This window comes from Pseudonocardia nigra (assembly GCF_019396355.1).
Taxonomy (GTDB): domain Bacteria; phylum Actinomycetota; class Actinomycetes; order Mycobacteriales; family Pseudonocardiaceae; genus Pseudonocardia; species Pseudonocardia nigra.
On sequence record NZ_JAHKRK010000012.1, the window covers coordinates 43,328 to 66,069 of the forward strand.

Sequence of the window (22,742 nt, forward strand, 5' to 3'; positions counted from 1 at the left end):
CACCGCCGGCGGTGGGTGCCGTCCCCACGGGGTGTGTGCCGTTGCGTCCGCCTCAGCGGAGGCGGCGAGGGCCGCGGTCGCGGCGGGTGGGCGGCGGACCCAGGGTCACGCGCGCGCCGGTGACGAACACCCCCTCGGCGGAGGCGAGCACCGGGTTGAGCCGCAGGGACCGCACCTCGGGCAGGTCCTCGGCGATCTTGCCGACCCGGAGCACCAGGTCCTCCAAGGCGTCGAGGCGCGCGGGCTCCGTGCCCCGATACCCCGCGAGCAACGGCGCGGCGCGCGGGGCCCGGACGAGCGTCGCGGCGTCCTGGTCGGACACCGGCACCACCCGGAAGGCCCGGTCACCGAGCAGCTCCGTGGCCATCCCGGACAGCCCGAACGACAGCAGCGAGCCGAACGAGGGGTCGTCCACGACCTCCAGCACGCAGGACACGCCCTTGGGCGCCATCCGCTGCACGTAGACCTCGCTCTGCCCGGTGAGCGCGGCGAGGGAACCGTGCGCGCGCCGGACACCCGCCGGAGCGCCGAGGTCGAGCCGCACGCCGACGAGGTCGGTGCGATGGCGCCAGCGGTCGCCCACCGCCTTGAGCACGACCGGGTAGCCGAGCTCCTCGGCGGCCGCGACGGCGGCGTCGGGCCCGTCCACCCGGCGGAAGTCGGTGACCGTGATGCCGTAGCACCCGAGCAGCTCCAGCGCCTCGGCGTCGGCGAGCTCGTGCTCCTCGGCCGCACCGAGCCGCGCCACCACCTCCCTGGCGCGCTCGGTGTCGACCCCGTCCGGCGTGACGAACTCCCCGACCGGGCTGGCCCGCCAGCGGGCGTACCGCGTGACCCTGGCGAGCGCGGCGGCGGCCCGCTCGGGGCTGGGATAGCTGGGCAGCGAACCCGGGCCGGGCGAGCCGTCCTGCTGCGCGACGGCGAGCTCCGCCGGCACACCCTCCACGGCGAGGAACACCGCGACGACCGGCTTGTCCGCGTCGGCGACCGCCTCCCGCAGCGCCCGGGCGTAGTCGGCGACCGGCGTGGCCACCGGCGGGACGAAGACGACGATCAACGAGTCGGACCCTCGGTCGCCCATCGCCTCGCTCACCGCCGCCGCGAGCCGCTCCGGCGGAGCCGCCGCCCCGACGTCGGCCGGTGGGCCGGCGGGCTCGAGCCCTTCGTCGAGCAGCGCGTCGGTGACGAGCACGCCCAACGCGCTCGAGTTGCCCACGACCGCGACCCGACGGCCGGCGGGCAGCGGCTGGTAGGCGAGCAGCAGGGCGGTGTCGAACAGCTGCGACAGGGTGCCGACCCGGATGACGCCCGCCTGCTCGAACAGCGCCTGCACGCTCGCGTCGTCGATCGGCACCGCGCTGGCCGCCAGCGCCGGGGTGGGCGCGGAGTGCCGCCCGCTCTTGACCGCGACGATCGGCTTGGTGCGGGCGAGCCTGCGCGCCAGCCGCGCGAACTTCCGCGGGTTGCCGAACGTCTCCAGGTACAGCAGCACGACGTCGGTGGCCGGGTCGGTCTGCCAGTACTGCAGCAGGTCGTTGCCCGAGACGTCGGCGCGGTTGCCCGCCGAGACGAACGTGGAAAGCCCGAGCCCGCGCTCCTTCGCGGTGGCGAGGATCGCGATGCCCAATGCCCCGGACTGGGAGAAGAAGCCGACGCGGCCCCGTCCCGGGACGTCGGGCGCGAGCGTGGCGTTGAGCCGCACGTCCGGGTCGGTGTTGGCGACGCCGAGCGCGTTGGGCCCCACCACCCGCATCCCGTGCGCCCGTGCCTCGCTGACCAGCCGCCGCTCGTGCACCGTGCCGCCGACGCCGGCGTCGGCGAACCCCGAGCTGATCACGACGAGCGCCTTGACGCCCTTCGCCATGCAGGAGTCCATCACCTCGTCGATCCCGGCCGCGGGCACCGCGACGACCGCGAGGTCGACCTCGTCGGGGATCTCGGTGACCGACGCGTACGCCCGCACCCCGCGCACCGAGCGGGCGTCGGGGTTGACCGGGAAGACCGGCCCGGTGAAGTTGCTGCGCAACAGGTTGGCCAGGACCGCGTGCCCGATCTTGGACTGGTCGGTGGACGCCCCGATCACCGCCACCGACGACGGGTGCAGGACGTTGTGGACGCTGCGGGCCTCCGCCCGCTGCTCCCGGGCGTCGCGGACGGCCAGCGAGCGCTCGGTGGGGTCGATGGCGAACTCCAGGTGCAGCACACCCTCGGCGAACTCGCGGCTGACCTGGTATCCGGCCTCGCGGAAGACCCGCACCATCTGGTGGTTCTCCACCAGCACCTCGGCCTCGAAGCGACGCAGCCCGTTCTCCCGCGCGGCCGCCGCGAGGTGTTCGAGCAGGATCGACCCGAGCCCCCGGCCCTGGTGCTCGTCGCGTACGACGAACGCGACCTCCGCCGAGTCGCCGGCCGGGGTGCCGGTGGTGCCGCCCGAGCCGCCGTCACCGGGGATCCCCTCGTACCGGCCGACGGCGATGATCTCGTCGCCGAGCAGGCAGATGAATGCCACGCGGAAGTGGTGGTCGACGGTGGTGAAGCGCTTCAGGTCGCGCGGGGGGATGCGCGGGTACGGGCCGAAGAAGCGCAGGTAGCGGGTGCGCTCGGACAGGCTGTCGTGGAAGCGCAGCAGCGCGTCGGCGTCGCCGGGCAGGATCGGCCGCAGGTGGACGATGCCACCGTCGGACGCCACGACGTCGGCCTCCCAGTGGCGGGGGTAGCCGGGGACCTGGCCTGCGACGTCGGTGGCGGCGGGAGTGCCGGGCTCGTCGTCGGGCTGCGGGACGGGTGGAGTGGTCATGTCAGTCCCGCGGGTCGTCGGGGTCGAGTCCGTGCAGCGGGAACACCGCACGGCGGGTCTCCAGAACGGCGCTGTCGACGCGGTCGCCGCCCCCGCCCCACGGCTCGTGGCTCGGGTCGCACCCGTCGGTCATGGAGATCGGCAGCTGCTGCCCGGTGAGCCCGGCGGTGTGGGCGATCCAGCCGGCGGGCAGCGGCCGGTCCGGCTCGACGTCGCGGTCCAGCACGGTGGCGACCAGGTGCGTCCAGGAGCGGGGCACGACGCGGAACAGCCCGTACCCCCCGCCACCGACGGCCAGCCACTTCCCGCTCGCGGCGTGCACGGCGAGCTCCCGCAGCTCGCGGTAGATGGCGCGGTGCCCGTCGACCGAGAGCCCCAGGTTGGCCAGCGGGTCCTCGGCGTGCGTGTCGACCCCGCACTGCGTGACCAGCACCTGGGGGCGGAACGCGGTGACCAGTGACGGCACCACCGCGTGGAAGGCGCGCATCCACCCGCTGTCGGCGGTGCCCGGCGGCAGCGGCAGGTTCACCGCGTAGCCCGCGGCGTAGCCCTGCCCGTACTCCCCCGGCCACCCGGTGCCGGGCCACAGCGTGAGCGGATGCTGGTGCAGCGAGATCGTGAGCACGCGCGGGTCGGAGTAGAACGCGGCCTGGACGCCGTCGCCGTGGTGGACGTCGACGTCGACGTAGGCGATGCGGTCGAACCCGTGGTCGAGCAGCCACGAGATCGCGACCGCGACGTCGTTGTAGACGCAGAACCCCGCGGCGTGGTCGGCCATGGCGTGGTGCAGGCCGCCCGCGATGTTGACCGCGCGATCGGCCCGGCCCTCGGCGATCTCCTGCGCGGCGAGCAGCGACCCGCCGCAGACCAGGGCACTCGCCTCGTGCATGCCGAGGAAGATCGGGTTGTCGTCGGTGCCCAGCCCGTGGCCGACGCCGAACGGCGCCTCGGGCGCCGACTTCACCGCGGTGAGGTAGGAGGGCACGTGCACCCGCCGGACCTCCTCGTCGGGCGCCTGCTGCGGCACCAGCGGCTCGACGCCCTCCAGCACCCCGAGGTCGGTGGCCAGCCGCATCGTGAGATCGAGGCGGATGGGGTCGAGGGGGTGGTCGTCCCCGAGGTCGTAGCGGAGGAACTCGGGGGTCCAGACCACGGCGGCTCGGGGACTCATGGCAGCGACCGTAGGCGACGTGCCGCCGTCCCGCGGGTCACGGCGCCGCCCCTGTGGCCGCGGGCCGCTGCGGATCGGCCGACCAGTTCGACCACGAGCCGGTGTAGAGCGCGATGGGCCGCGACGGCGGCCGGACCCCCGCATACTCGGCCGCGAGCACCAGTGCGGCCGCCGTGACCCCGGACCCGCAGTAGGCACCCACATCGGCCACGTCGGCCCCGAATCCCAGGCCCGCGAACCGTTGCGCCAGCACCTGGGGCGGCAGCCAGTGCCCGTCGGGGCCCACCAGCTCCGTGGCGGGCGCGTTGCGCGCGCCGGGGATGTGTCCCGCCCGCGGGTCGACCGGCTCGACCTCCCCCCGGTACCGGGCGGCGGCGCGCGCGTCGAGCAGCACCCCGGTGCGGCCCAGCTCCGCGGCGCCGTCGGCGTCGACGACCGGCATGCCGCCCGGGCGCACCGTGACGTCGCCCGGCTCGGGACGCGAGGGCTCCGCCGTGGTGGGCAGGCCCGCGGCCACCCAGCCCGCGTAGCCGCCGTCGAGCACAGCCACCCGGTCGGCGGGCAGTCCGGCCCAGCGCAGGAGCCACCAGGCCCGCGCCGCCACGGACCCGTTGCCGTCGTCGTGGGCGACCACCCGCGACCCGTCGCGCACACCCGCTCCGCGGAGGGCGGCCTGCAACCGGTCCGCCGCGGGCAACGGGTGCCGGCCGGCCGGCCCGGGCGGGTCGGAGAGATCGGTATCGATGTCGAGGAACACCGCCCCGGGCAGGTGCGCGGCGTCGTGGTCGGGCCGTCCGGGCGGGCCGCCCAGCCGGTGTCGGACGTCGAGCACCACCGGCCGGTGCGCCGGGTCGTCGGCGGTCAGGAGCGCCGCCAGCTCGTGCGGCGGGATCAGGGGAACCATCGGTGCGACCACGTGGTCATCCTGCCCGGGATGGCCGGACCCCGGCGAGGTGTTCGGTGGATAGGATGGGAGCCAGACGAAAGGGCCGCGGGTGAACGAGCTCATCGATACCACCGAGATGTACCTCCGAACGATCTACGAACTCGAGGAGGAGGGCGTCGTACCCCTGCGCGCGCGGATCGCGGAGCGCCTCGGCCAGAGCGGGCCGACGGTGAGCCAGACCGTGGCGCGGATGGAGCGCGACGGCCTCGTCGTCGTGGCCGGCGACCGCCACCTCGAGCTCACCGACGCCGGGCGTTCCCGCGCCGTGGCCGTGATGCGCAAGCACCGGCTGGCCGAGCGGCTGCTGATCGACGTGATCGGGCTCGAGTGGGAGTTCGTGCACGCCGAGGCCTGCCGCTGGGAGCACGTGATGAGCGACGCGGTGGAGCGCAAGCTCGTGCAGCTGCTCGACAACCCCACGATCTCCCCGTACGGCAACCCCATCCCCGGTCTCGACGAGCTCACCAGCAGTCCCAGCGTCGCGGCCACCGCCGTGTTCGCCCCTCCGGTGCTGGAGGTGGGCCTGCAGCGGCTCGACGAGTTCGCCCGCCGCGGCGGCGGTCGCGTGGAGGTGCGCCGCATCGCGGAGCACGTGCAGGTGGACGCCGACCTGATGGCCGAGCTCAAGGGCGCGGGCATCGTGCCGGGCAACGACGTGGAGGTGCAGCCGATCTCCCGGTTCGGCGAGCCCGTGCCGGTGGGCGCCGACGGTGGCGGCTCCTCGGTCGCCCCGTTCATCGCGCACGCGGTGCTGGTGCGCGCCCGCTGAGTGGGGCTCGCGCAGCTTCCGTCCGCCGCTGGGCGGGCTGGGCGTCGGTGACCGACTGCCCTCGACGCAGGCGCACCGCTGCCCCGTGAGACGGTGACCCCCGCCGACGCGACCGGCGGGCGCACGTCCGCAGGTGCAGCGGCCACCGACCACGCCCCGAGGAGGACTCCCGTGAAGCTGCTCGTCACCGGCGGAGCAGGCTATGTCGGCAGTGTGTGCGCCGCGCACCTGGTGGACGCCGATCACGACGTCACGGTGCTCGATGATCTCTCCACCGGCCACCGGGACGCGGTGCCCGACGGCGCCCGGTTCGTGGAGGCCGATCTCGCCACCGCCGCCGAAGAAGTGCTCGCCGAGGGGTTCGACGGCGTGCTGCACTTCGCGGCCCGTTCGCTGGTGGGCGAGTCGGTGCAGCGGCCGGAGCTCTACTGGTCGGGCAACGTGGTGACGTCGCTGCGGCTGCTCGACGCCATGCGCACGCACGGCACCCCCCGGCTGGTCTTCTCCTCGACCGCGGCCACCTACGGGGAGCCCGAGCAGGTGCCGATCCGTGAGGACGCCGCGACCCGCCCCACCAACCCCTACGGCGCGAGCAAGCTCGCCATCGACCATGCGATCACCTCCTACGCCGAGGCGCACGGCCTGGCCGCGGTGAGCCTGCGGTACTTCAACGTGGCGGGCGCGCACGGCCGGTTCGGGGAGCGCCACACCGTGGAGACCCACCTGATCCCGCTGGTGCTGCAGGTGGCCGCGGGCGCACGGGATGCGGTGCAGGTGTACGGCGACGACTGGCCCACCCCGGACGGCACGTGCGTGCGCGACTACATCCACGTGGACGACCTCGCCGAAGCCCACCTGCTCGCCCTGCAGCACGCCCAGGCGGGGCGGCACGACGTCTACAACCTCGGCAGCGGTACCGGGTTCTCCGTCAGCCAGGTGATCGAGGCCTGCCGGGCCGTGACCGGCCACCCGATCCCGGCGACGACGGCACCGCGCCGAGGTGGCGACCCCGCGGTGCTCATCGCGTCGAGCGAGGCCGCGATGGCCGATCTGGGTTGGCGTCCCCGGCGCACCGATCTCGCCACCATCGTGGGAGACGCCTGGCGCTTCGCCCAGAGCCGGCAACCGGTCTGAGCAGCGGGGGGAGGCGCTGACCATCACCGCAGCCCCTCCCCGCCGGAGCGACGCCCGCCCGGCCCGGGTACCTCCGACCCGCTTCGCACCCACTCCCTGACCTCGTCGGGGTGGGGACCCGTCGCCACGAGGGCGCTCAGCATGCCGGCCAGCCGGTGTCCCGGCCAGGCCCGCTCCGCGCGGTCGATGGCGACGTTGGCCAGTGCGCCGTCGCCGCGCAGCAGCGCCGACACGGCCAGCAGCGCGGCGGGCTCGGCGGCCTCCGGGTCGGGTGTCTCGCGCACGAGCGCCGTCCAGAGCCGCTCCGCCGCCAGCGGCGCCGGGCCGGCGCACCGCAGCAGGGCGACGTCGCGGACGGCCGGGTCGCCGAGCGCGATGGCCAGCGATACGACGCGCTCGTCGTCGAGATCGAGCCGCCCGGCACTCGCCTCGACGATGGCGGTGTCGACCACCGCTACAGCCGTGCCGTCGGCTCCGGCAACGGCCTCGTGCGCCGCGCCATCGCCGTCCGGCCCGATGTCGAGAACGTGCCGGGCGACCAGCTCGTCGACGGCCCGGACGAGCAGTTCCTCGCGGCGCCGGATCCGCTCGGGATCGGCGGGGGCGACCATCCGCTCCAGGTCGCCGCGGTCGTCGCGGACCACGGTGCCGGACGCCACTGCGGCCGCGACGTACGCGGTCGACGCGGGATCCGGGAGCACCCCGGTGCAGCCGCACGGCCCGTAGCACGCCCACCGGGTACCTCCGGTGATGCTCTCGACCCACATCACGGTGGGCACCGGGACGTCCTGGCGTTGGAGGCCGCGCACGACCAGATCCACGAGTGCGGCGTGGGGTGGATCGGCCCCGGTGCGGCCGGCCACCACGATCACTGCGGCGCCGGCAGGCCGGTCGCGGAGCACGGTGCGGACGACGGTGTCCGCGACGTCGGCGGCGTGCTCCGGCGGCGGTAGGTCGGCCCGCAGTGTGAGCCCCAGGGTGCGGCCTGCGGCACCGCCGAGCGCGAGGACCACGAGCGACTCGCGGGGGCGGAACCCCATCACGGCCGGGATCGCGGCGATGAGTTCGCCCGGGTTGCGGACGGTGACGGTGTCGGCGCCGCGGTCGACGGACCGCGGGAGGTCGGGAGAAGCCATACGAGGAGCGTGGACGGCGGCGGGGCCGCATGGCGGGTGCTGCTCCGTTCGGCTGTGGACGGCGTCGCTCGGAGGGCCCGGATCGCCCGCGAAAGGAGCGGGTGTGGACAGCCGGATCGCGCGCGCGGCCGACTGTCGGGGTGCCGTGGTACCGGTCGCCTCCCGCTTGCCCGCCCGTCCGCCTGCCACGACGCTGACGCGGTGGACGGCGACCGCCGGGCCCCCGGCCGGCGCCGCACCGATCTGGGGAGGACCGTCGGGTGTACGACTACGACCTGCTGGTGATCGGCTCGGGCCCCGGCGGGCAGAAGGCGGCGATCGCGGCCGCCAAGCTCGGCAAGCGGGTGGCCGTGGCGGAGCGCCGCGACATGATGGGCGGCGTCTGCGTCAACACGGGCACGATCCCGTCCAAGACACTGCGGGAGGCCGTCCTCTACCTCACCGGGTTCGCGCAGCGCGACCTGTACGGCGCGAGCTACCGTGTGAAGTCGGAGATCACCATCGGTGACCTGCTGGCGCGCACCCAGCACGTCGTCGGCCGTGAGGTGGAGGTGATCCGCAACCAGCTGCTGCGCAACCACGTCGACCTGCTCGCCGGCACCGCCCGCTTCGAGGACGCGCACACCGTCACCGTGGCCGGCGAGGCGCGCGGCGACCACACGACGGTCACCGCCGAGCACGTCGTGATCGCGACGGGCACGAAGCCCGCCCGCCCGGCGCAGGTGGAGTTCGACGACCACAAGGTGCTCGACTCCGACGCCGTCCTGCGGATGGAACGGGTACCGGCGTCGCTGGTGGTCGTGGGCGCCGGCGTGATCGGCATCGAGTACGCGTCGATGTTCGCCGCGCTCGGCACCCGAGTCACGGTGGTGGAGAAGCGGCCGCAGATGCTCGACTTCTGCGATCCGGAGGTCGTCGAGTCGCTCAAGTTCCACCTGCGCGACCAGTCGGTCACCTTCCGGTTCGGCGAGGAGGTCGCGAAGGTCGAGGTCGCGCCGAAGGGCACGGTCACCAGCCTCGCGAGCGGCAAGCGGATCGCCGCCGACATGGTGATGTACTCCGCGGGCCGGCAGGGCGTCACCGAGGAGCTCGACCTGGAGAAGGCGGGGCTGTCGGCGGACGCGCGCGGTCGCATCTCCGTGGACGACCGGTACCGCACGGCCGTGCCCCACATCTACGCGGTCGGCGACGTCATCGGCTTCCCCGCGCTCGCTGCCACGAGCATGGACCAGGGGCGGCTCGCCGCCTACCACGCGTTCGGCGAACCGGCGCGGGAGCTGCAGGACCTGCAGCCGATCGGGATCTACACCGTCCCCGAGATCTCCTACTGCGGCCGCACGGAGGCCGAGCTGACGACGTCGTCGGTGCCCTACGAGGTCGGCACGGCGCGTTACCGCGAGCTCGCGCGCGGCGCGATCGTCGGCGACTCCTACGGCATGCTCAAGCTGCTCGTGTCCACCGACGACCGGACACTGCTCGGCGTGCACGTCTTCGGCACCGGCGCCACCGACCTGGTCCACATCGGCCAGGCGATCATGGGCTGCGGCGGCACCGTGGACTACCTCGTCGACACGGTGCTCAACTACCCCACCCTGTCGGAGGCCTACAAGGTGGCCGCGCTGGACGCCACGAACAAGATCCGGGCGCTCGAGGCCTTCGGCACCGCGTGACGCGGATCAGCTGTACCCGATCCCGTGCTCGTCCAGCCACGGCCGCGGGTTGATCTTCTTGCCGCCCGGGGTGACGACCTCGATGTGCAGGTGCGGGCCGGTGGAGCGGCCGCGGTTGCCGACCTCGGCGATCACCTGGCCCGCCCCGACCTCCTCGCCCACGCTCACGTGGGAGCGGTTGATGTGACCGTAGACGGTGATCGTGCCGTCGGCGTGCTTCACCCGGACCCACATCCCGAAGCCGCTCGCCGGGCCCGAGTCGATCACGGTGCCCGCGAGGGGGACGCGGATCGGGGTGCCGATCGGTGCGGCGATGTCGAGGCCCTGGTGCTGCGACCCCCACCGGGCGCCGAAGCCGGACGTGACCCGGCCCGTGACCATCTGGACGGCACCGCCCACGGACGCCGCAGCGGCCTGCTCGGTCTGGCGCGCGGCCTCCGCGGCGCGTGCGGCCTCAGCGGCACGGGCGGCCTCAGCGGCGACCTTGGCCGCCTCTGCGGCACGGGCTTCCTCGGCGGCGCGCGCGGCGGCCTCGGCGGCGGCCTGGTGCAGGTCGGCGGCCTTGACCAGGTCGGCCACCTCCGCGACGACCGGCTCGGGGGCGACCGGCGCGATGGCGCCCACCGGCTCGGCGACCAGTTCGGTGGCCGCGGTGGGGGTCTCACCGGCCAGTTCCTCGACGCCGAGACGAAGCGCGTTCGTGTCGTCCGCGATCGCCGGGAGTGCTTCGGCGAGCGCGTGCTGGCCGGTGGCGGCGAGTGCGCCGCCCGCGACCACCGTCGCGACGAACCGAGCGGGCAGTGACGTGTTCAGCTGCGGGAGCGAAACCGAGCGGCCGCCACCGGTCCCCGCTGCCGCCATAGCGACGGACAGCGGGGACCCGAGGTGCGCGCGCCGGCCCTTGGGGGAGCGGTGCCGTGCCACGACCTTTCCTTCCGGATCTCGTCGGCTCGGCCCGGACATCCCGTCGGGGCGGGCGGACCGCCTGGGGTGCGGTCCGTGTCCGGTCTGTGACCGAGCCGTTATCGATCCGGCGACGACGCTAACCCCGTCCGCTCCCCCGGCAACCCTTCTCGGAGCGTCACTGAGACCGCCGGGGCGCGCGGCGCGACGAGCGGCAATCTCGGCGTGTCGCACGCGACACGCCGAAGCGGGACTCGCCGTTCACCGCACCGTTGCGCCGTGTCCCCCGCTACGCGCGCCTTTTCGTCACGGTCCGTGCTCGGACGGAGACGGCGATACCGACGAACGGAGCAGCGTTCCCCGGTCGACCGCTCGGGATCTGCGCCGGGCGGAGCGGGACGAAGATCGAGATTGACGCGCGCGCCGCGCGTCAAGGGCTTGCGCGCCGACGACGGCAGCCTCCGGAGTGCGGCGCGAACCGGGCGCGGGAGGGGGCGCTGCGGGTACGGTTCGAGGAGCCCGGCGTGCGAGGGGAGCGAGTTGTTCCGCAGGTCCGATCGCAGGGACACGCCTCCCGACGAGCAGACGCTGGCCGCGCGGCACGCCGCCACCCAGGGCTTCCTCGCCCTCGACGACGAGCAGCGCGCCGCAGCGGCGGCTGTGCACGCCGCCGACGAGCTGGGCACCGGACGCAGCCTCGCCGCGGCGTGGGCGGAGGTCGCGGCGACCGGCCACGCGGCCACCGAGGCCTACCTCGGCGCGACCAGCCGCTTCCCGCTCGACGGCACCGGCCCCGTCGCGGGCGCACGTGCCGCCGACGAACAGGCTTTGCGGGAGATCGAGCGGGCCAGACAGGCGATCCGCCGGTTCCGCTCGGCCCACTCCCGCGCCCTCGACGAAGCCGAGTTCGCGCTGACGAGCCTGCCCCGCACGATCCAGGAGGCCCGCACCGCGCTCGTCGCGGCGCGGTCGGCCGTTCGGGAGGCGGAGGCGTCCGGGGTCCGCTCGCGACGGGCGGCCGAGCAGCTCGCGGAGGCCGAACGGACCGCGGGCCTCCTCGACGACGGCGGCCTGCGCGCGCGGCGCGCCAACGCCCAGCGCACGCTCGACCTCGCCCGGTCGGCCGCCACCCTGGCCGCCGAGGCGCCCCGCACCGCGGCGTCCGTCCGGTCGGCCCTCAGCAGCATCGCCACCCGGCGCGCGGCGGCCGCGACGAAGGCCGAACGGATCGAGCCGTCGATGTCGGCGCTGCGCCGCGAGTTCTCCGAGCCGTGCTCGCGCGACCTCACCGGCGCCGAGGCCCAGGCGCTCGAGGCCATCGCCGACGCCGACACCGCGATCGCCGAGGCCCGCCGGCTGGCCGAGCACGGCGCCTGGGACGACGCGGCGGACCAGGTGACGGCCGCGCGTTCCGCACTGGGCCGTGCCGAGGACCGGCACGACGTCGTCACCGGCAGGCTCGCGGAGCTGCGCGACGTGCGCGCCGACCCCGCGACATTCGCCGCCGACACCCGCTTCGTCCTGCGCGACGCCCAGCGGCTGGTGGTCGATCGCGGCCTCGTCACGGAGTTCGGCCCGATCCTCGACGCACAGTCGGTGCGGCTGCAGAACGCGCAGGAGCGGCTGACGGGCGTGCACCCGGACTACTACCTCTACCTCACCGAGCTGCAGGGCATCCGGGAGCGGGTCAGGGACGTGGTCGCGCAGGCGAGGACGGCCCGGCCGCGCCGCTGAGGCGAGGCCCCGACGCGCGGAACCAGCCCGGGCGGGTGAGCGGGTTGCGAACCAAGGATTTCCTGCTGCAGCTCGGCGCCCCCCGGCGCCCCACGCCGCTCAGGCCGGACGGTGGGGCTGCGGGCCCGCCTCACGGGACGGATCGTGGCGGCGGGCGCGCCGAAACCGGTGATCGAACCACCCCGGTGATCCCTCGGCCGGCGACCGGGCGAGGATCGGGCCGTGCTCGACGAGGACGAGGCCGTGCGGCAGCAGCTGGCGCTGGCCGGGCGGGTCCGCATCCCGGACGGCCCCGTCGAGCCGCCCCGCACGATCGCGGGTCTCGACGTCTCCTACGCGGTCGGCTCGGACCGGCTGGTCGCGGCCGCCGTGGTCGTCGACGCGACGGGCGGGGTCGTGCTGGACGAGGTGGTGCTGCCGGGCGCCGCCACCGTCGCGTACCGGCCGGGACTGCTGGCGTTCCGGGAGGTCCCGCCGCTGCTCGCCGCGCTGAACCGGCTGCAGGTCCAACCCGACCTGCTGCTGGCCGACGGCCACGGCGTCGCCCATCCGCGGCGCTGCGGGCTCGCCTGCCATCTGGGCGTGGAGACGGGCCTGCCGGCCGTCGGGTGCGCAAAGAGCCATTTCGTCGGCACCTACGACGAGCCGGGGTGCCGCCGCGGTGACCGGGCGCCGCTGCGCGACGCGGGCGAGCGCGTGGGCACGGTGCTGCGCACGCGGGACCGGGTGCGCCCCCTGTACGTCTCCGCCGGGCACCGGATCGGGCACGACCAGGCCGCCGACATCGTGCTCGCGGCCTGCTCGGCGTACCGGCTGCCCGACCCGATCCGGAGGGCCGACCACCTCTCCCGCCGGGCACTGCTGCGGATGCCCTAAACGGTCAGCACGAGCTTGCCGGTCGTGTGCCCCAGCTCGCCGGCGCGGTGCGCGAGCGCGGCACGCTCCAGGGGGAACGTCTCGGCCACCAGCACCCGCAGCCGCCGGTCGTCGACGAGCCGGGCGAGCTCGTCGAGGCCATCGCCGTCGGGCTCGACGAGCATGCCGGTGGCGCGCAGGCCGCGTTCGGCAGCCGCGGCGATGGCGTCGGCCGCCGCGGCCGAGGGCAGGCAGATCATCCGGCCGTCCGGGTGCAGCACGTCCAGCGAGCGCACCGCGACCTCACCGCCGATCAGGTCGAGCACGACGTCGACCGGGTCGACCACCTGCTCGAACCGCTCGGCGCGGTAGTCGACGGCCTCGTCCACGCCGAGATCGTGGAGCAGGTCGTGCTTGCCGCTCGACGCCGTGCCGATCACGTGGGCGCCCCTGGCCTTGGCGATCTGCACGGCGAGGTGCCCCACCCCGCCCGCCGCGGCGTGCACGAGCACCCGCTGCCCCGGCTGCACAGCCGCGATGTCGACCAGGCACTGCCAGGCGGTGAGCCCCGCCAGCGGGAGCCCTGCGGCCTGCACCTCGGTGAGACCCGCCGGACGGCATGCGAAGTGCCGCGACGGGGCCGTGACGAACTCCGCGTACGCACCGGCCTGCCGGGGGAACCACGGCATCCCGAACACCGCGTCACCGACCGAGAAGCGGGTGACGCCCGTCCCGACCGCGTCGACGGTGCCGGCGACGTCCCAGCCGATGGTGAAGGGCGGCGGGCCGAGTACGGCGGCCATCCCTCCGCCCGCGCGGGTCTTCCAGTCCACCGGGTTCACCCCCGCGGCCGCCACGCGCACGCGGATCTCGGTGGGCAGCGGCTCGGGTACCTCCGCTTGCCCGAGCTCGAGCACCTCGGGCCCGCCCGTCGACAGCTGCGTGATCACGCGCATCGTTGCCACGCCCGATGCCTACCACCGCGGACCGACGGTCTCCGGCCCGGGCTCCGATTCTCGGGTCGCCCCGGCGCCGGGTTCCCGCTGCCCGCCCAGCGCCGCCCGGATTCGTCGTGCGCATCACCGTGGAGCGGATCGGCGGTGTGGGCCCGTGGACACGCCGCTGACCTGCCCCGATCAGCGCTCGACGCGGCCGGCCTCGGTGCTCTCCCACTCCAGGTACCTGTCGGTCTCGGCGAGGAACGCGCCCCCGAGCCACATCGCGACGAGGGCGTCGTCGCCGAGCCCGAGGAGCGCGAGGAAGGCCTCGGGGACCAGGTCGACCGGCGAGACGAGATAGGCGAGCGCCAGCGCGACCATCGCGAGCCTGCCTCGGCTCAGCTGCGGGTAACGCCCGGAGAGCGCTGCCCCGACGAGTCGGGGCAGCGCCCGCACCCGGTCGCCGACCGCCGGTGCGCCCGGCCTGCCGGCCTGCGTGACGGCGCGCCAGAGCGCGCGGAACGCCGTGATCCGCCGAGGTCCGAGAGCTGCCACGTCGCCTACAACGACCCGCACGCCGCGGTCGTTCCCCGGAACGGCCTGGGCCACTTCACAGGGGGCATCCGGGCAGGGCACTAGGGTCGGGGCCCGCACTGCAGTTCTCTGGGAGTTCTCGATGGGTCTCGTTCCGCGCCGCGCCGTACTGGCCATCGCCGCCGGGGCGCTCGCCGCGGGCTGCGGGAGCTCGGTGGCCGATCGCGACGGCCGGGAGCCCGTGCGCACGGCACCGCCGCCGCCGAGCCCGTTCTGCGCCGCCGCCCAGGCGAACTCCGCGGCCATCCGTCCGCTGAACACCCTGCTCGCCCGGGGCACGGGCGTGCCGCCGGAGGAGCTGTCCAACACGGTCGACGCCGTGCGCCGCACGAGCGCCGACTTGTTGAACGCCGCGCCGAACGAGATCCGCCCCGAGGTCGAGCGCACCGTGCAGGCCACGAACCTGCAGCTCGACGCCCTGCTCGCGAGCGGAGGTGACGGCGGCGCCGTGGCCCGCGACCGCGAGCTCGCGGCCCGGCTGAACTCCCCTGAGTTCACCGGCGCGGCCGAGCAGCTGCGGTCCTACTTGCAGAGCAACTGCGACGAGAACCTGTTCGGCCGCCGCTGACCCCGGCTACCGGCGGATCGCCCCGCGGGACCGCCCCTTCACGGCCGACCAGGCGGCGGCGCCGACGAACAGGACCGCACCGATCACCAGCGCCCAGGTGAGGAACTCGAACACCGCGCCCAGCACCGACAGCACGATCCAGATGGCGACCGCGATCCCCAGGATCCTCAACATCGACCGACCTCCCCTGCGCCCCTGACCTCTTCGACGACCGGGGTCGCCGGGAAGTTCCCGGCGACCCTCGACGCACTGGACGTCCCTGCCCTCGTCCCCTGCTCTCCACCACGTGGTTGGTGGAGTGACGCGATCGCGCCGTGAGGAGCTCGTCCGTCCGCCCGGCTGCACGACCACCTCGACGCGTTGCGCCGCCTGATGCTCGAGCGACCGGAACTGTTCACCGTCACCGCCGAGCTCGACCTCCGGGCTCGGCGCGACCCGGCGGTGCGGGCGGCCATCGAGCATCTCGAGTCCGGGTAGTGCGAGGGGCTCGTCGAGGTCTTCACCGGCGCCGCACCCGACCCGGAGGCCGCCGCGGAGGTCGTGATGGCCGCGGTCAAGGGGGTCCGGCTGGTGCCGGAGCGGGCCGGCGGCATGTTCACACGCCTCCAGGCGCTCCTGTTCGGAGCCGGACCGGAAACGGAGTAGTCGTGCCCTCTCCCCTGCACGTGATCGTGATCGGCGACGGTATCGGCGGGCTGTGCCTGGCGCAGGGGCTGCGCCGGGCGGGTGTGTCGGTGGCGGTGTACGAGCGCGATGCCTCACCCGGCAGCCGCCGGGAGGGTTACCGGATCCACGTCGACCCCGTCGGCGCCCGCTCGCTGCGGGCGTGCCTGTCGCAGCCGCTCTGGGAGGCGCAGCCCGTCCTGCGGCGCGAACTGGCGCTACGACGGGACGTTCGGCGGGGCCGTTGTGCCCGGCACCGGCGTCGCGGCGGCGCTCCTGCGCCGCCACGGCATCGCGGTGGAGGGCGCCGACGGCCGCCCGCTGACGACGATCAGGCCGGGAAGCGCTCGCCGACCCAGCCGGTGACGAGGTCGAGCACCTGCTGGTCGATCGTCGTCGGGATCGTGGCGTACTCCTCGATCGCACCGGTGATCGCCGGCTGCATGAGGTGGTTGAGCCCGGGGAAGGCGCGGATCGTCGGGTCGGGGTGGCCGGCCAGCAGCTCACGCAGCACGGGTTCGCTCTGGGACGCCGGCACCTGCAGGTCCTTGCCGCCGAAGAAGGCGAGCACCGGCACGTCGAGCGCGCGCAGGGACTCCGTCGGGTCGTGGGTGAGGAACGAGCGCATGTACGGGCTCACCATGCTCTCGACCTGGGCCTGCACCTGCTCCGGGGAGGGCTGCTGGTCGGCGGGAAGCCCCGCGGTCTGCTCCGCGATCTGCTCCTCGACGAGCGCCCTCGCCGCCGCGTAGTCCTCCGCGCGCAGCAGCCCGATGAGCTCCCGGACGTAGGCGACCTGGTCCTCGACCTGCGCGGCGGGCGTGCCCGCCGCCTCCATCAGCAGCCGGTTCTGCGCGACGAGCACGTCCTCCCCCGACACCGCCGGACCGGCCATGGTCACCACGAACGCGACATCGGTCCGCCCCGCCACCAGCGGTGCGAGGTAGCCGCCCTCGCTGTGGCCGAGGAGCCCGATCCGCTCCGGGTCGATCTCCGGGCGCCCGCGCAGGAACTCCACACCGGCCACGACGTCGCCCACGAGGTCGTCGTACGTCGACGTGGCCAGCGTTCCGCCGGAACCCCCGACGCCCCGGTCGTCGACGCGCAGCATGGCGTGGCCCGCCCGGGTGAGCGCGTCGGCCAGCAGCAGGAACGGCTTGTGCCCGAACAGCTCCTCGTCGCGGTTCTGGGCGCCGCTGCCGGTGATCAGCAGGACCGCGGTGAACGGACCGTCGCCCTCGGGGAGCGTGAGCGTGCCGGCGAGGTCGATCTCGCCGCTGCGGTAGGTGACCTCCTCCGCGCGGTACGGGAACGGCGGCTGCGGCTCCTGCGGGCGCTCGGGGGCCGTGGCCGTGCCGGGGCGCAGCACCAGCGGGAACGTCTGGCCGTTCTGGGTGAACTCGCCCTCGATCGCGGTCCCGTCCGCGGCCACCACGCCTCGGAACCGCGCGTCGCCGGGGACCTCGGGAAGGGTGAACGCCAGCTCGCAGCCGTCGAGCCGGACGTCGCCGAGCGGCATGGCGGCGATGCCCTGGACCGGGATGTCGATCTCCCCGCGCAGCCCGTCACCCTCGTGGAGGATGCGGATGCCGACGTCCAGCGGCGACCCGGGGATCTCGATCGGCCCCGTCCAGTCCCCCGTCACCGCCTCCGCGCCGACCGGATCAGGTGGGGCGGCCGCGGGAGGTGCGGCGGCACAGCCGACGAGCAGCGCGAGCAGGAGCGGGACGACGACGAGCAGGCGGCGCATGACGATCACGTTAGGGCGACGCGCCTTCCGGACCGGGCCGCGCGGGCGAACCGATGACAGGGGCAGCGAGGACCTGTGACACCTGTCAGTTGCCAACTCGACTATCGCGATATATCGTGATAGCACGCGAGCAGATCGCTCGTAGTCGAGAGGAGATCCAACGATGAACGCGATGAACCCCGCATGGGACAACCCGTGGCTCGCCTTCCGTGGCCGCGGCCGTCGCCACGCTCACCCGCGCCCGCCGTTCCCGCCCCACGCGGCGGCGATGGACGCACCGCCGCCGCCGTTCACCGGAGACGAGGACGACGCGGATCCCCGCGGGCGCAGGCGGGGAAGGCGGCACGGGGCGCCGTTCGGGCCGGGCTTTCCTGGCATGCCGCCGATGCGCGGCCCCTTCCCCGGGCCCCGCGGACCGCGCGGGCGCCGTGGCCGCCGGACGGCGCGCGGCGACATCCGGGCCGCGGTCCTGGCACTGGTCGCGGAGCAGCCGCGGCACGGGTACGAGATCATCCAGGAGATCGCCGAGCGCTCCGGCGGGGCCTGGCGCCCCAGCCCGGGCTCGGTCTACCCGACGCTGTCGCAGCTGGAGGACGAGGGCCTGGTCCGCGTCGAACAGACCGACGGCCGCCGGGTCGTGCACCTCACCGAGGAGGGCACCCGGTACGTCGACGAGCACCGCGCGGAGCTCGACGCGGTGTGGGAGTCGGTGGGCCGCGACGTCGACACCGACGCCGTCGAGCTCTGGGAACAGCTGGGCCAGCTGCACGCCGCGGCGCAGCAGGTGATGGCCGCCGGCACGCCGGAGCAGATCGCCACCGCCACGGAGGCGCTGGCCGAGGCGCGCAAGACGATCTACCGCCTGCTGGCCGAGTGAATTGCAGCAAAGCCACTTTCACGCAAGCACATGGCGTGAAAGTGGCTTTGCTGTAACGGGCCGACCTCAGCAGTCGCGCAGCTCCGGGCTCTGGTTCAGCACCTGCCCGCGCGGGCTGATGAACTCCCGGTAGACCGGCCCGTCGACGTCGGCGGGGGCGAACGCTGCCACGCGGTGGCAGTTCTGGAATGCGAACACCACGCCGAAGTGGCGCTCCAGCGCACCGCGGATCGCGTTGCTGGCCAGCGCGCGCAGCAGCTGCCCGCGGTGGGTCTCCGACGGCGGCGGGACCTCGTGCTCGCCGAACGGCGCGTCGGGCCGGGCGACGCGGTCGTCGGCGGCGGCGGAGACGACCTCCCAGGCGTAGGGCAGGGAGCCGCGGACGACGGCGACGAACTGGGCGTCGTCGAGCTGCCCGCGCTCGGCGGCGGTGAGCACGTGGGTGGGGACGTCGAGGGACACAGAACCTCCTGGCTGGTGACGGATGGTGCTCGAACAGTTACGCACGGACCGGGCGCAGCGCACCAGGTCCCGGCACGAAGTCGGGGTCCACCTGGGCGGCGAGATCGGCACCGACGGCGCGGTTGCCCCAGGCGGCCGCGTTGCGCAGGTGGAACTCGACGGTGCAGCGGTGGTAGGCGGCCCAGTCCCGCTGCCGCCCGTCGAGCGCCGCGAGCACGGCGTCGAGCACGGCGAGGTTCGCCGGCTCGAGGGCACCGATGGGGGCGCTGTCGCCGCGTTCGGCAGCGCGCACCCAGGCCGACTGGCCGAGCCAGCCCAGCAGGGCGTCGCCGACCTGCTCGCGCAGGTACGCGACGTCGCTCGGGTCGGCCACCTTGTTGCCCAGCACCCGCAGGGCCACCCCGTGCCCCGCGGCGTGCTCGGCGTACTGCCGGTAGACGCCCACGCCGCGCCGGGTCGGCTCGCTGACCAGCACGGTCAGGTCGAAGCGGGTGAACAGCCCGGACGCGAACGCGTCGGCGCCCGCGGTCATGTCGACCACCACGTACTCGCCGGGCCCGTCCACGAGGTGGTTGAGGTAGAGCTCCACCGCGCCGGTCTTCGAGTGGTAGCAGGACACGCCGATGTCGGCCTCGTCGAACTCACCGGTGACGAGGTGGCGCACACCGCCCGCGACGGCCGCGTACCGCGTGAGCAGCTCGCCGTCCGGCGCGAGGTCCAGCAGCCGCGACCCCGGGCCCGGCGGCGTCGTCTTGATCATCGCCTCGGCGGACGGGATGCGTGGGTTCGTGCCGCGCAGGTGGTCCTTGAGCCACGCCAGGTCGGTGCCGAGCGCACGCGGCGGCGGGCCGTCGTGGCCGAAGGCCTGGCCGAGGTGCTGGTTGATGTCGGCATCGATCGCGAGGACGGGTTTGCCCAACTCGGCGAGGTAGCGGCTGAACATCGCCGCCGTCGTCGTCTTCCCGCTGCCGCCCTTGCCGACGAACGCGATGCGCACCCGGCGCCCCTCTCCGTTGATCTTCGTCGCGAGGCGCTAATGATAAGCATTTCCACTAACGGGTGAGGGGTGCGGCTCCGGCGGGACGGCGGCGTCAGCGGACGCGGGCGGTGACGCGCTCCTGCCCGGAACGGGCGCGACGGCGGGTCGCGAGAACCTCGCGCAGCGGGGGCACGACGACGCCCTCGGACGCCATCTTGCGCCGGGCCCGGCGGCGGGCGACCAGCACGCCGACGAGCGCGAACGCCCAGATGACGTACTGGACCGTCCAGGCGACGCGGAACGCCTCCGGCGTGTAGCCGTCGGCGGGCCCGGCGATCCCGAGCACGACCCCGACGCCGAACGCGACGAGCAGCGATGCGACGAACCCGCCGACGTTGACGATGCCCACGGCGGCGCCCTGCCGGTGACCGGGGTTGAAGGTGCGGGCGTAGTCGAACCCGACCATGGACGCCGGACCGCCGAGCGCCAGCACGACGACCAGCAGCATCAGCAGCCACGGCGGAGCCGGCGGCGGGACGGCGAGGACGATCGTCCACATCAGCGCCGTCGTGCCGATCACGGCGAGCACCAGCCAGGAGCGCCGCAGCGGGTGCCGGGCGGTGAACTCGCCGAACAGCGGCCCGGCGACGATCCCGACGCCCACCAGCAGCGCGAGCATCGCGCTCGCCGCGCCGTCGGAGAAGCCCTGGCCCGCGACCAGGTAGGGCACGCCCCAGAGCAGCGCGAAGACGGTGCCGGAGAACTGGGTGCCCATGTGGGTCCACAGGCCCAGGCGCGTGCCGGGTTCGCGCCACGACGAGACCAGCCCGTCGAGCACCTCACGCGGGGACGCCGCAGGCGGCGGTACCGGGGCACCCGGCGGGCGCTCGCGCACCACCGCGACCACCGCGATCGCGACGGCCACCCCGAGCGCCGCCGCGGAGACGAACGCCGTGCTCCAGCCCGGCCCGCGCAGCAGCGCCGCCAGCGGCACCGCCGACAGCACCTGGCCGAGCTGCCCGATCAGGCCGGTCAGCTGGGTCATCAGCGGCACCCGCCGCGCCGGGAACCAGGCGCTGACGACCGAGAGCACGCTGATGAACGTCAGCGCGTCGCCGGTGCCGACCAGCACCCGGGCGAAGATCGCGGCCGGCAGGCCGGAGGCGAGCGCGAGCATCAGCTGTCCGGCCGCCATCGTGAGCGCGCCCGTGACGATCAGCCGGCGCGCGCCGAACCGGTCGAGCAGCACGCCGACGGGCACCTGCAGGCTCGCGTAGACCAACAGCTGCAGCACCACGAACCCGGACAGCACAGCGGGGGCGGCGTCGAACCGGGCTGCCGCGTCGAGGCCGGCGACCCCGAACGACGTGCGGTGCATGACACCCACGAGATAGGCCGCGAGACCGACCGCCCAGACGATCCAGGCCCGCTTGTTCCCCCACCGATCCTCGCCCCGCGGCTGCTGCACAGTCATATCGCCTCCCATGGTGCGCTTCGGAACCCGGAAACGGGATGCTGTGCGGGGAGTTTCACGTTGTCGGTACGAGACGTGTGTCGGGCGGGGCACGGTGCCCCGTCGAGGAAGCGGAGGTGTGCGGTGCTGGACCCGGCCGAGCTGTACGAGGTGGCCGCGGACGCGCCACAGCTGGACGAGCCGGTGCTGCTCGTGGCGCTGGACGGCTTCGTCGACGCCGGCAGCGCCGCCCGGCTGGCCGTGGAGGCGATCCGGGCCGACCGCGAGTCGCGCACCGTGGTGCGGTTCGACGTCGACCAGCTGGTCGACTACCGGTCGCGGCGCCCGCCGCTGCGCTTCGAGACCGACCACTGGGCCCACTACTCCGCGCCGGAGCTCGACGTCGTCGCCCTGACCGACACCGGCGACACCGAGTACCTCCTGCTCGCCGGGCCCGAGCCGGACATGCAGTGGGAGCGGTTCTCCGCCGCGGTCGAACAGATCGTGCGCCGGTTCGGGATCCGGCTCGTGATCAATCTGACCGCCATCCCGATGGCCGTGCCGCACACCCGCCCGATCGGGGTCACCGTGCACGGAACCCGCCCGGAGCTCACGGAGGGGCACGAGGCGTGGTTCGCCACGGCCGAGGTCCCGGGCAGCGCCGTGGGGCTCATGGAGTTCCGGCTCGGCGGGTCCGGGCTCGACGCGATGGGCTTCGCCGTGCACGTTCCTCACTACCTGGCGCGGGCCGAGTACCCGCAGGCCGCTCGCGTGCTGCTGGACCACGTCGGCCTGGCCGCCGGGCTGTACCTGCCCACCGAGGTGCTGACGAAGGCCGCCGAGCAGGCCGACGCCGAGATCGCCGAGCAGGTGGCGGGCTCCGACGAGGTGCGCCAGGTCGTCCAGGCGCTCGAGCGGCAGTACGACGCGGTGGCGAGCGGCCGCGGTGACCGCAGCGGACTGGGCCTGGCCGGAGAGCTGCCCAGCGCCGACGAGCTCGCGGCCGAGGTGGAGCGTTTCCTCGCCGACCAGGACGACGACGAGGGCGGCAAGGAGGCCGGCGGGGACACCGGCGGGGCGCTCTGACGCCGGGACGGCCGGGGCCGGCGGCGCGGTCGCTCGCGGCCCGCCCCCGCGCCCATACCCCGACTCGCGGTCACGCACACCCCGACTCGCGGTCCCTCACACCTCGACTCGCCGTCCCGCACACCCCGGCTCGCGGTCACGCCGGCCCGACATTCGCGGTACGTCGAAGCCCGGCCATGATCGGCACGCAGCGTGGCGCCCGCCACCACCCCGGTTCCCGGGCGGTCCGGCGTTGTGGCTGTTCATCCCCGGTAACG

The 22,742-nt window shown here is 74.5% G+C and carries 20 protein-coding genes and 1 pseudogene; 9 read left to right on the plus strand and 12 right to left on the minus strand.

Annotated elements, in window-relative coordinates:
• Positions 1 to 52: 52 nt before the first annotated feature.
• The 3 genes from KME75_RS05380 to KME75_RS05390 are packed head-to-tail and all read right to left on the minus strand — an operon-like array spanning position 53 to position 4,872.
• Positions 53 to 2,797, minus strand: a complete 2,745-nt coding sequence (locus tag KME75_RS05380) for a bifunctional acetate--CoA ligase family protein/GNAT family N-acetyltransferase (RefSeq protein WP_219413403.1) — start codon at positions 2,795 to 2,797, stop codon at positions 53 to 55.
• A gap of 1 nt (position 2,798) precedes the next feature.
• Positions 2,799 to 3,968: an acetoin utilization protein AcuC gene (locus tag KME75_RS05385; protein ID WP_219413404.1), complete on the minus strand. Its 1,170-nt coding sequence runs from the start codon at positions 3,966 to 3,968 to the stop codon at positions 2,799 to 2,801.
• A gap of 37 nt (positions 3,969 to 4,005) precedes the next feature.
• A complete protein-coding gene (locus KME75_RS05390) occupies positions 4,006 to 4,872 on the minus strand; it encodes a sulfurtransferase (protein ID WP_219413432.1) in 867 nt (288 codons plus the stop codon).
• A gap of 91 nt (positions 4,873 to 4,963) precedes the next feature.
• Between KME75_RS05390 and KME75_RS05395 the strand changes: the two genes are divergently transcribed.
• On the plus strand, positions 4,964 to 5,683 hold the full coding sequence (locus KME75_RS05395) for an iron-dependent transcriptional repressor DtxR (RefSeq protein ID WP_219413405.1): 720 nt from the start codon (positions 4,964 to 4,966) through the stop codon (positions 5,681 to 5,683).
• A 171-nt stretch (positions 5,684 to 5,854) separates the two neighbouring features.
• Positions 5,855 to 6,817, plus strand: coding sequence for a UDP-glucose 4-epimerase GalE (gene galE, locus KME75_RS05400; protein WP_219413406.1), 963 nt, complete (start codon positions 5,855 to 5,857; stop codon positions 6,815 to 6,817).
• Between the two features lie 23 nt (positions 6,818 to 6,840).
• Here the strand turns inward: galE and KME75_RS05405 are convergent, their stop codons facing one another.
• Positions 6,841 to 7,953: a DUF4192 domain-containing protein gene (locus KME75_RS05405; protein WP_219413407.1), complete on the minus strand. Its 1,113-nt coding sequence runs from the start codon at positions 7,951 to 7,953 to the stop codon at positions 6,841 to 6,843.
• A gap of 260 nt (positions 7,954 to 8,213) precedes the next feature.
• Here KME75_RS05405 and sthA point away from each other — a divergent pair, with 260 nt between their 5' ends.
• Positions 8,214 to 9,623 (plus strand): Si-specific NAD(P)(+) transhydrogenase, encoded by a 1,410-nt coding sequence (gene sthA / locus KME75_RS05410; RefSeq protein ID WP_219413408.1) that lies wholly within the window; start codon positions 8,214 to 8,216, stop codon positions 9,621 to 9,623.
• A 6-nt stretch (positions 9,624 to 9,629) separates the two neighbouring features.
• On the opposite strand, the gene KME75_RS05415 is transcribed toward sthA, so the two are convergent.
• Positions 9,630 to 10,547: a M23 family metallopeptidase gene (locus KME75_RS05415; protein ID WP_308282574.1), complete on the minus strand. Its 918-nt coding sequence runs from the start codon at positions 10,545 to 10,547 to the stop codon at positions 9,630 to 9,632.
• 519 nt (positions 10,548 to 11,066) lie between these two features.
• Here KME75_RS05415 and KME75_RS05420 point away from each other — a divergent pair.
• Together KME75_RS05420 and KME75_RS05425 are read left to right on the plus strand one after the other, a co-directional pair.
• Positions 11,067 to 12,260 (plus strand): coiled-coil domain-containing protein, encoded by a 1,194-nt coding sequence (locus KME75_RS05420; RefSeq protein WP_219413410.1) that lies wholly within the window; start codon positions 11,067 to 11,069, stop codon positions 12,258 to 12,260.
• Positions 12,261 to 12,482: 222 nt separating this feature from the next.
• A complete protein-coding gene (locus KME75_RS05425) occupies positions 12,483 to 13,136 on the plus strand; it encodes an endonuclease V (RefSeq protein ID WP_219413411.1) in 654 nt (217 codons plus the stop codon).
• Here the strand turns inward: KME75_RS05425 and KME75_RS05430 are convergent.
• Positions 13,133 to 14,071 carry an NADP-dependent oxidoreductase gene (locus KME75_RS05430; protein ID WP_219413433.1) on the minus strand — a complete coding sequence of 313 codons (939 nt, stop codon included), beginning with the start codon at positions 14,069 to 14,071 and terminating at the stop codon, positions 13,133 to 13,135. The two genes, KME75_RS05425 and KME75_RS05430, sit on opposite strands and share 4 nt — an antisense overlap.
• A gap of 180 nt (positions 14,072 to 14,251) precedes the next feature.
• Entirely contained in the window at positions 14,252 to 14,629 is a 378-nt protein-coding gene (locus tag KME75_RS45635) for a YkvA family protein (protein WP_308282575.1), read from the minus strand.
• 100 nt (positions 14,630 to 14,729) lie between these two features.
• On the opposite strand from KME75_RS45635, the gene KME75_RS05440 reads away from it, so the two are divergent.
• Positions 14,730 to 15,215, plus strand: a complete 486-nt coding sequence (locus tag KME75_RS05440) for a hypothetical protein (RefSeq protein WP_219413412.1) — start codon at positions 14,730 to 14,732, stop codon at positions 15,213 to 15,215.
• A 6-nt stretch (positions 15,216 to 15,221) separates the two neighbouring features.
• Here the strand turns inward: KME75_RS05440 and KME75_RS05445 are convergent, their stop codons facing one another.
• Complete coding sequence (locus tag KME75_RS05445) at positions 15,222 to 15,389, minus strand: hypothetical protein (RefSeq protein WP_219413413.1); 168 nt, start codon at positions 15,387 to 15,389, stop codon at positions 15,222 to 15,224.
• A 497-nt stretch (positions 15,390 to 15,886) separates the two neighbouring features.
• Between KME75_RS05445 and KME75_RS44750 the strand changes: the two are divergent.
• Positions 15,887 to 15,982: pseudogene (locus tag KME75_RS44750) on the plus strand (NAD(P)-binding protein); the annotation flags it as partial.
• Positions 15,983 to 16,209: 227 nt separating this feature from the next.
• On the opposite strand, the gene KME75_RS05455 reads toward KME75_RS44750, so the two are convergent.
• Positions 16,210 to 17,628 carry an alpha/beta hydrolase family protein gene (locus tag KME75_RS05455; protein ID WP_219413414.1) on the minus strand — a complete coding sequence of 473 codons (1,419 nt, stop codon included), beginning with the start codon at positions 17,626 to 17,628 and terminating at the stop codon, positions 16,210 to 16,212.
• A 163-nt stretch (positions 17,629 to 17,791) separates the two neighbouring features.
• On the opposite strand from KME75_RS05455, the gene KME75_RS05460 reads away from it, so the two are divergent.
• On the plus strand, positions 17,792 to 18,505 hold the full coding sequence (locus KME75_RS05460) for a PadR family transcriptional regulator (RefSeq protein ID WP_246631503.1): 714 nt from the start codon (positions 17,792 to 17,794) through the stop codon (positions 18,503 to 18,505).
• Between the two features lie 66 nt (positions 18,506 to 18,571).
• Here the strand turns inward: KME75_RS05460 and KME75_RS05465 are convergent, their stop codons facing one another.
• From KME75_RS05465 to KME75_RS05475, 3 genes are all read right to left on the minus strand, one after another.
• The gene (locus KME75_RS05465) at positions 18,572 to 18,967 is read right to left on the minus strand and encodes an SCO5389 family protein (protein ID WP_219413415.1); all 396 of its coding nucleotides are present in this window, start codon (positions 18,965 to 18,967) and stop codon (positions 18,572 to 18,574) included.
• Between the two features lie 37 nt (positions 18,968 to 19,004).
• Entirely contained in the window at positions 19,005 to 19,964 is a 960-nt protein-coding gene (locus tag KME75_RS05470) for an ATP-binding protein (protein WP_219413416.1), read from the minus strand.
• A 94-nt stretch (positions 19,965 to 20,058) separates the two neighbouring features.
• Positions 20,059 to 21,420 carry an MFS transporter gene (locus tag KME75_RS05475; RefSeq protein WP_219413417.1) on the minus strand — a complete coding sequence of 454 codons (1,362 nt, stop codon included), beginning with the start codon at positions 21,418 to 21,420 and terminating at the stop codon, positions 20,059 to 20,061.
• Between the two features lie 123 nt (positions 21,421 to 21,543).
• Here KME75_RS05475 and KME75_RS05480 point away from each other — a divergent pair, with 123 nt between their 5' ends.
• Positions 21,544 to 22,485 (plus strand): proteasome assembly chaperone family protein, encoded by a 942-nt coding sequence (locus KME75_RS05480; protein WP_219413418.1) that lies wholly within the window; start codon positions 21,544 to 21,546, stop codon positions 22,483 to 22,485.
• Positions 22,486 to 22,742 lie beyond the last annotated feature (257 nt).